This is a genomic window from Ruegeria sp. AL1 (genome assembly GCF_056540905.1).
The window spans coordinates 25,438-32,817 of the sequence record NZ_JBQFXP010000018.1 but is presented as its reverse complement, the minus strand read 5'-3'; the positions used below and the strand labels follow the sequence as shown (position 1 = coordinate 32,817).

8 protein-coding genes are annotated in these 7,380 nt (G+C 61.1%); 7 read left to right on the top strand and 1 reads right to left on the bottom strand.

All coding sequences use genetic code 11. From position 1 onward, the window contains the following. The first annotated feature begins 221 nt into the window (after positions 1-221). Both ACRZ9X_RS21640 and ACRZ9X_RS21635 read left to right on the top strand, forming a co-directional pair. Positions 222-509 (top strand): I78 family peptidase inhibitor, encoded by a 288-nt coding sequence (locus ACRZ9X_RS21640; RefSeq protein ID WP_480522177.1) that lies wholly within the window; start codon positions 222-224, stop codon positions 507-509. 62 nt (positions 510-571) lie between these two features. Continuing rightward, a complete protein-coding gene (locus tag ACRZ9X_RS21635; protein WP_480522176.1) occupies positions 572-2,224 on the top strand; it encodes a Y-family DNA polymerase in 1,653 nt (550 codons plus the stop codon). A gap of 17 nt (positions 2,225-2,241) precedes the next feature. Here ACRZ9X_RS21635 and ACRZ9X_RS21630 read toward each other — a convergent pair whose 3' ends face one another. Then, positions 2,242-2,967, bottom strand: a complete 726-nt coding sequence (locus ACRZ9X_RS21630; protein WP_480522175.1) for an SDR family NAD(P)-dependent oxidoreductase — start codon at positions 2,965-2,967, stop codon at positions 2,242-2,244. Positions 2,968-3,159: 192 nt separating this feature from the next. Here ACRZ9X_RS21630 and ACRZ9X_RS21625 point away from each other — a divergent pair, with 192 nt between their 5' ends. The 5 genes from ACRZ9X_RS21625 to ACRZ9X_RS21605 are packed head-to-tail and all read left to right on the top strand — an operon-like array spanning position 3,160 to position 7,357. Further along, a complete protein-coding gene (locus ACRZ9X_RS21625; protein ID WP_480522174.1) occupies positions 3,160-4,488 on the top strand; it encodes an NAD(P)/FAD-dependent oxidoreductase in 1,329 nt (442 codons plus the stop codon). After that, positions 4,445-4,981, top strand: a complete 537-nt coding sequence (locus tag ACRZ9X_RS21620) for a hypothetical protein (protein ID WP_480522173.1) — start codon at positions 4,445-4,447, stop codon at positions 4,979-4,981. The genes ACRZ9X_RS21625 and ACRZ9X_RS21620 overlap by 44 nt, the downstream gene beginning before the upstream one ends. Then, positions 4,981-6,204, top strand: coding sequence for an MFS transporter (locus tag ACRZ9X_RS21615; protein WP_480522172.1), 1,224 nt, complete (start codon positions 4,981-4,983; stop codon positions 6,202-6,204). Before ACRZ9X_RS21620 ends, ACRZ9X_RS21615 begins: the two co-directional genes overlap by 1 nt. Further along, positions 6,201-6,818: a DUF3833 domain-containing protein gene (locus ACRZ9X_RS21610; protein ID WP_480522171.1), complete on the top strand. Its 618-nt coding sequence runs from the start codon at positions 6,201-6,203 to the stop codon at positions 6,816-6,818. Before ACRZ9X_RS21615 ends, ACRZ9X_RS21610 begins: the two co-directional genes overlap by 4 nt. After that, on the top strand, positions 6,815-7,357 hold the full coding sequence (locus ACRZ9X_RS21605) for a DUF3833 domain-containing protein (protein WP_480522170.1): 543 nt from the start codon (positions 6,815-6,817) through the stop codon (positions 7,355-7,357). Before ACRZ9X_RS21610 ends, ACRZ9X_RS21605 begins: the two co-directional genes overlap by 4 nt. Positions 7,358-7,380: the final 23 nt, after the last annotated feature.

The window sequence follows — 7,380 nt, the reverse complement described above, 5'->3', positions numbered from 1 at the left end:
GAACCTCACCCGCTTTGGGGCCTTCGAGGTTCACATCCATCACTTCCAAAGGTTTGCCCGCCTGAACGGCGACGGCGGCACGGGTGCGCATGGTGACTGTCTCCCTGTCTTGTTTGCCCCGACCCTGCGTCAAATGCAGGGTGTTTTCAACTGCGCTTTGATGGCAGCTGTGCTAAACAGTTGATATTGCAGAAACGACATTGTCAGACCAAGGACCGCCAATGCACCGATTTATCCCGATCCTGATCCTTCTGGCAGCCTGTGCCGAGCCCCCTGCCCCCGAAGAGGCGCGAACCGACCCCGAGGCCGCGCCGGTTGATCTGGCCTTTTGTCAGGGCGAGGCGTTTGCCGATGCTGTGGGCCAGCCGGTGTCTGTCTTTCAGGCCGACCTGCCCGAACGGTCGCGCGTGCTGGGCCCGGATGACATTGCCACGCAGGATTACCGGATTGACCGGTTGAATGTGTTTGTGAACGGATCGGGGATCATTCAGCGCGTGACCTGCGGGTAGGCGTGGACTCGGGCGCTGATTCTCATTTAAGAACAAAATAAGAACATTTTGATGTCTGCCCGATGCCCAAACGCCGAATTTTATCCCTGTGGTTCCCCCGTCTGGGGGCTGAACGGCTGATCCGCGCTGCGCGGGGCCTGCAGGATGGGCCTTTGGCGGTGGTGGCGGAACAGTCGAACATGCAGGTCGTCACCTCTCTGAATGCACCAGCACAGGCCGCCGGGCTGCATGTGGGCCAGCCGGTGCGCGATGCCCATGCCATGTGCGCGGCACTGGTGACACGCCACCGCAACGTCCCGGCCGAGGCCGCGTTTCTGACTGCCCTGCGCCGCTGGGTGGGCAAGTTCAGCCCCTGGGTCGCGGAGGAGGCGCCCGATGGTCTGGTCATCGACCTGTCGGGCTGTGCGCATCTGTTCGGCGGGGAAGAGGCGCTGCTGCATGTGATCGAAACCGACTGCGCCGATATGGGCCTCAGCGTGCAGATGGGCATCGCAGACACGCTGGGCGCGGCCTGGGCGCTGGCGCGTTATGCGGGGCAAGAGGCCACCTCGGACCGTAATGGCGACGCCATCAGCCAGGAGGCGCGCGCCACCCGCGCCCGCGCCACCAAGCGGCGGCACTGGACCAGGGGCGGGGCCGCGCCGCAGGTGGTCGCGCTGGGGGGCGGTGCGCGGATTGCAGCACCCGGTCAGTCCTATGGCGCGCTCAGCCCCCTGCCCATCGCGGCGCTGCGGCTTGAGGATCGCGTGACCGCACAGTTGAACCGTCTGGGCCTGCGCCGGATCGGGGATCTGCTGGGCCAGCCGCGCGCCGGTTTGGCCCGGCGGTTCGGGCGCGGGCTGGTGCTGCGGCTGGATCAGGCGATGGGCAGCGCACCCGAACCGGTCTCGCCCGCTCGCCCGCCGCATCACTTTGCGGTGCGCATGACTCTGCCCAATCCGATCGGACTGGTCGAGGATGTGATGGCCGCTGTCGACCGGGTGTTGCCGACGCTCTGTACCAAATTGGAAGAGAAAGGCCGCGGTGCCCGTACCCTGCGGCTTGAGGCGCATCGCGCCGATCAGGCTGCCGAGATCATCGAGATCGGGCTGGCCCGCCCCACCTTTGACAAATATCGTATTCGCCCTTTGTTAGAGATGAAAATTGACAAGATTGACGCCGGCTATGGCATCGACATGCTGCGGCTTGAAGCGATCCAGACCGAGCCCATCCACGCCCGTACCATGGCCGGTCATGCCGAGGCGCAACAGGTGGCCCGGAACCGCCTTGAAGGCAACACCGCCGTCGAAGACCTGATCGGCAAACTGGGTGCTCGGGTCGGGCTGGACGCGATCACCCGGCGGCACCCCGCAGCCTCGCATATCCCCGAGAAGACGGCACAGGTGCTGGCCGCCGCATGGTCTGAACCCGCGCGTGACTGGCCAGCACCGCCCCGCCCGCGTCCGCTGCAGATGTGGCAGCCCGAGCCGGTGATGGCCCCGGAAACCCTGGATGTTCCAACCGCCTTCCGCTGGCGCGGGCGCGACTGGCAGCTGGCGCAGGCCACCGGGCCGGAGCGTATTGCGCCGGAATGGTGGCTGGATGACCCCAACTGGCGCAGCGGGGTGCGCGATTACTGGGTGGTGGTGACGGAACAGGGCGAGCGGCTATGGCTGTTCTACGGCCATGGCGGCACGATGTCCGCCGGCTGGTTCTGTCAGGGACAGTTTGGCTGAAATTGCCCGATTAGGGTCTATTTTCCGCGGTAAACCAGCACATCCGGCAGGTAATCAACCAACCGGATCACCCATGAGAATGGTGCAGGAAAATCCGTGCGAAAACGTCGGCGCGACATGGCTTTGACCACGCGATCCGCTGCATCTTCGGGCGTCATCAACATCGGCATCTTGAAACTGTTTTTCTCGGTCAGCCGTGTTTTGATAAAACCCGGGTTTACAATCCGAACGGTTACGCCGGTTCCGGCCAGATCATGACGCATCGTTTCAGCCAGCGACACCAGCGCCGCCTTGCTGGACGCATAGCCAATCGCCGCAGGTAGCCCGTGATAGCCCGCAAGCGATCCGATCAGCGTGATCTCACCCCGCCCTGCTTTAACAAAACCCGGCACGGTCTCGCCCAGTACCCGCATGGCACCCAGATAGTTCACATCGGCCATCCGCAGCGCGGCCTCTGTATCCCAATCACCGCTGCGCATCGGGTCATAGGCCCCGGCATTGTAAACCAGCCCGTCAACCGGCCCGGCCTTGGCCACGGCGGCACGAACAGAGTCTAATTCGGTCACATCCATCGGAATGGCACGCGCATTTGGCAGCGCAGAACAGATCTCGGCCAACCGATCCGCATTGCGCGCCGACAGGATCAGATGCGCACCCTGACGGCCCAGAGCCTCGGCCAGTGCGCGGCCCAAGCCTTCGCTTGCGCCGATGATCCAGTAGGTTTTTCCGTCAAAACTGCTCATTCAGCGACCGTTTCATTCTCTCATGGTGCTTTTACGGCCCCAACAGGGCGCTGGATCACGTCGTAACGATTGTAACGCGGGCCGTAACCCGATGTCACAACGTAGTGCACTGAAGAAAAACCTCTAACCCGAATGATCCACCCCCGCCTATCCTGCGTATCCTATTGTAATACGTTACATAACGAGGCTTGAATGTTCGACGAATCCCGGGGCGACCGGAAGAAAATCGCAGTAATTGGCGCAGGCATCTCAGGTCTCTCCGCAGCTTACTATTTATCCCAGAACAACGACGTCACCCTGTACGAGGCCGAGCCCCGGCTGGGTGGACATGCACGAACGGTGATGGCGGGACGCAATGGCGATCAGCCGGTGGATACCGGGTTCATCGTGTTCAACTATGTGACCTATCCCTATCTGACCAAGCTGTTTGACGAGTTGAACGTCCCGGTCACGAAATCCGAGATGAGCTTTGGCGCGACCATCGATAATGGCCGGATCGAGTACGGGTTGAACAACCTGCGCACGCTGACGGCGCAGAAACGCAATCTGGCGCGGCCTGCTTATTACAAGATGATCGCAGATATTCTGCGTTTCGGCAAAGAAGCCCCCGAAGCCGCGCAGGACGACGATACCACCATCGGAGAGCTGGTGGATCAGCTGCGTCTGGGTCATTGGTTCCGCCACAACTACCTGATGCCCATGTGCGGTGCGATCTGGTCGACCCCGGTTGAGTTTGTCGAACAGTTCCCGGCGCGGTCCCTGGTGCAGTTCTTCCGCAATCACGCTTTGCTCGCCTCGGGCCGAGCCAACCAGCACCAGTGGTACACGGTCAAAGGCGGCAGTATCGAATACGTCCGGCGGATCGAGGCGGCCTTGCGCGCGCGCGGCAGTGCTATTCGCGTGGACAGCCCGGTTCAAAACATCCAGAGGCATGATCTGGGTGTGACCGTGCTCAGCCAGGGACAGGCCGATCTGTATGATGAGGTCATTCTGGCCACCCATTCCGATCAGTCGCTGGCCATTCTGGGCGATGCCGCCACGCCGGCGGAACGGGCCGCGCTTGGCGCGATCCGGTATCAGCCAAACTCGGCCGTTCTGCATTGCGATCCCCGGCAGATGCCGCGCCGCCGCGCCTGCTGGTCCAGCTGGACCTACCGGTCACAAAACGGCAATGTTGGGGTCACATATTGGATGAACCGGCTGCAGAACATTCCCGACAGCGACCCGCTGTTTGTGACACTGAACGCCTCATCCGAAATTCCCGCGGAAAAAACATATGACCAGGTCGAATTCGCCCATCCGGTATTCGACAAGGCCGCCCTGAATGCACAAGGGCAAATCCGCGACATGCAGGGACAGAACCGCACCTGGTTCGCCGGAGCGTATAACCGGCACGGGTTTCATGAAGACGGGATCGCCAGCGCGATGCATGTCGTCGATATGTTGAATGGCGCCCCGCAGTTAATCGGAGCTGACAATGCACTCTCTGACAAAGACCAGATCCTTAGCGCCTCAGCTTAGCCTGAGCGCCGTTTTACTTTCTGCAACGCTGCTGGCCCCTGGCGGGCTGGCGGCGTCTCCCGTTGTTGACGAGCTGAAAGACGCCGAGTTGCGCGGCACCGCAACCTATCGCTATCTGGGCTTACCGCTTTATGATGCCCAGCTATTCACTCAGGGCGGCCGCCCTTTGGCCTGGAGCCAGGATTTCGGGTTGGAGTTGAAATACCGCAGGAACGTCACGAAGAAGGCGCTGATCAATTCGACTCTGGACGAGATGAAGCGGATCGGGCGGGCGGCCCCGGTGCGCGATCAGCTTGAGGTGTGTTTTGACGCCGTCACCAAGGGCGACCGGTTTCTGGCGGTGTCCGAAGGGCCGAACAAGGTCGAATTCTGGCTGAATGGACGCAAGACCTGCACCATGACCTACCCGGACATCAAACGCAGCTTCATGTCAATCTTCCTTGGCGAGAACACCCGCTCGGCTGCCTTCACGCAGAAACTGCGCGGGCAGTGATGCTGTATCCGCGAGTCAGCCTCTATGCCTTGATGCTGGCCGCGGCGGGTATCCCACTTTATATCCACTTGCCGCGCTTTGCCGCCGTCAATCTGGGCATCGGCTTGGGGGTTATCGGAACCGTTTTACTGGTGATCCGACTGGTCGATCTGGTGCAGGACCCTCTGATCGGCTGGGCAATTGACCGTTGGCCGGGCGCTCAGATCACGTTTGCCGCCGCCGCCGCACTGGGTCTGGCCATCGGTTTTCCGCTTTTGTTTGGCTTGCCAAATGGTGCCAGTATCTATGCATTAGTCTCTATCCTGGTTCTTTTGTTCTCGGCCTACAGCCTTGGTACGATCCTGCTATACGGGCGCAGCGCAACGCTGGCTAAAGAGGCCAGCCCAAAGGAACTCATGACGCTGGCCGCCTTCCGCGAGGGCGGGCAATTGACCGGGGTTGTTATCGCGGCGGCGGCCCCGGCTCTGTTTGTCGCGTTTGGTGCGGGTGCTCAGGGATATCCGGCGTTTGGGTTGTTCCTGGGTGTTCTGGCGATAGTGACATTGGCCGTGACCCTGCCGATGTGGCGTCGCGCGCCGATCACCGGACAGGGGTTATCCTTTGCCGGGCTCGGGCAATCCGGTGCGTTGCGGCTTTTGGTGCTGGCACTGGTGAACAGTTTGCCGGTTGCCATCACCTCAACCCTGTTTCTGTTCTTTGTCGAGGACAGGCTGCAATTGCCCGGAAAGGCCGGGCCACTGCTGATCCTGTTCTTCCTCAGCGCGGGGGCCAGTGTGCCGCTCTGGGCGCGGATCAGCAATCGAATTGGCCCAAAACAGACTCTGATCATTGCGATGCCGCTGGCGATTGCAGGCTTTGTCGGGGCGGCCACGTTGACGGCAGGCAACCTGACAGGATTCGCCTTGATCTGTCTCGCATCCGGCGCGGCCCTTGGGGCGGATATGGTCGTTTTGCCTGCCATGTTCGCAGTCGTGCTGACCCGCGCCGGGCTGAACGCCTCAGCCGCGTTCGGCATCTGGTCCTTTGCCGGCAAGCTGGGCCTCGCACTGGCCGCCTTTTTTACTTTGCCGCTGCTGGAGCGCAGCGGATTCACACCGGGTCAAACCAATTCAGCCGAGGCTTTGCGCACACTCAACTTCGCCTATGCCGTGCTGCCCTGCATTCTGAAACTCGGCGCGTTTGGCATGGTCCTGACGCTGCCAACCGAGGTGTCTGCCAAATGAAAACTCTTGTTCTCTTGCTTCTGGCCGTTCTGGCCCTGCTCGCTGCCAAAGGGCGGTTTCTAAGCTTTCGGTCTCAATCCCCGGCGGATTATTCCGGCACCGGCCCCGGGTTCGATATGAAAAAGCACCTGAATGGCGAGATCCTGTCCGAAGGTCTGATCTATGGCCCCAATGGCAAGATGTCGAATAGCTTTGTGGCGCGCATGATTGGCGAATGGGACGGAAATACCGGCACGCTGGCCGAGTATTTCACCTATTCCAACGGCAAACAGATGACCCGCAAATGGTACCTGACATTGGGGACCGGCAATACGTTCACCGCCACGGCCGATGATATCGTTGGCGAGGGTCGCGGCACCATTTCCGGCGCGACCGTAAAGCTGACCTATCGGATCATTCTGCCCGAGGATGCGGGCGGGCATACGCTGGATGTGACCGACTGGATGTACCTGACCGAAAACGGTGTGATCATGAACCGGTCCGAGATGCGCAAGTTCGGCCTGAAGGTCGCGGAACTGGTCGCCACGATGCGTCCGGCCCCCGAGGTGAAATCGGCCCATCTGCATGGTGCAAACGGCCACGATACAGACTCGGAACTGAGGCCTCTGCAATGATTGCACGCCGGACCCTTGTCGCGGTTGTCGTGCTCACGGGGCTTGTGGTGCTGGCCGCTTGCTCGGCCAAGCCGCGCGTCCCAAAGACCTTCCTGTCTGATCGCCAATTGAACCTTGAAGAGTTCTTTGAGGGCAAGACCGTCGCTTATGGGCAGTTTCAGGATGTGCTGGGCAAAGTCCCGCGCCGCTTTACGGTAGACATAGACGGCACATGGGATGGCGAAACGCTGACGCTGGTCGAGGATTTCGTCTACGACGATGGCGCGACCGAGCAGCGCATCTGGACCCTGACCAAGACCGGCGAAGACACCTGGACCGGTACCGCCCCCGGTGTGCTGGGCACCGCCAGCGGTATCGAGCGGGGCGATACGTTCAACTGGAAATACAAGATTGACCTGCCCGTCAAGGACGGCACCATGCGTGTCGATTTCGATGATTGGATGTGGCTTTTGTCCGATGATCGTCTGTTGAACAGAGCCTATGTCTCGCGTTTTGGCGTGCGCCTGGGCGAAGTCATTCTGTTCTTTGAAAAGAAATAATCACCCCGCCAAAACAACCGGCG